Annotated in this window: 1 protein-coding gene; it reads right to left on the reverse strand. The window is 59.0% G+C overall.

The window, feature by feature from the left end; genetic code table 11:
- On the reverse strand, positions 1–350 hold a 350-nt coding region (locus tag G3446_RS27825), incomplete at its 3' end, for a hypothetical protein (RefSeq protein ID WP_209262675.1).
- Positions 351–732: the final 382 nt, after the last annotated feature.

Here is a 732-nt window from a genome sequence, read left to right on the forward strand (position 1 = left end):
GGGAGCGGATCACCATGCGTCACTCGCATCCTAGGAGCCGCACCCAGCGGCCACATCCGGACTTCGGAGCGAGCCCCACCTTCTCCTGGGAGCACGATCACGGCATCCCGGTCACTGAAAAGGACGTCCGCCTCCGCAGTTCGCGCAACAAACGCAAGCCCGGCCGACCATTGGCCTCGATTAGGAACAAAAAGCGGCGGAAAACTATATCGATCAGGAGCTTGAGCTAGGACAGCCTCATCGATTCGTCCTTGCGGCAATGCCCCGACGGCGAACGTCGGCAGCAAGACCATGGGAAGGGTAAACAGAGCGAACATCCACAGGCCAGCCTGCGGGAAAGAAAGACGCATTGAAACCATCCTTGACGATCTTGTCGTCACTATGGGACACGAGATCAGCAGCAGAACCGCGAACCTTTCGGCTCGGCATTCACACAGAACAACCGCGATGAACCTGGTCGCCAAAAATCGCTACAAGTCCTGAATCAGTAACCAGCCCAGCCGCAAAGTCACTAGGTCAAACGCCAAAGAAAACAGGGCCGTCGATCATCGATTGGCCCGGCGCCCCGCAGGTGGACAAGCGCAGCGCAGCCCACCAACGCCGGCGCGGGATTCGGTGGACTGCGCTCTCGAGACTGTGAAGAAATTCTGTGTAGGTTGGGCTGAGCTACGAAGCCCAACATGGCGGCTAGCCTAACGCTTTCATTGTTGCCCCCCCTGCGTCGGCCCAACC

The organism is Thiorhodococcus minor (assembly GCF_010820565.1).
GTDB lineage: Bacteria > Pseudomonadota > Gammaproteobacteria > Chromatiales > Chromatiaceae > Thiorhodococcus > Thiorhodococcus minor.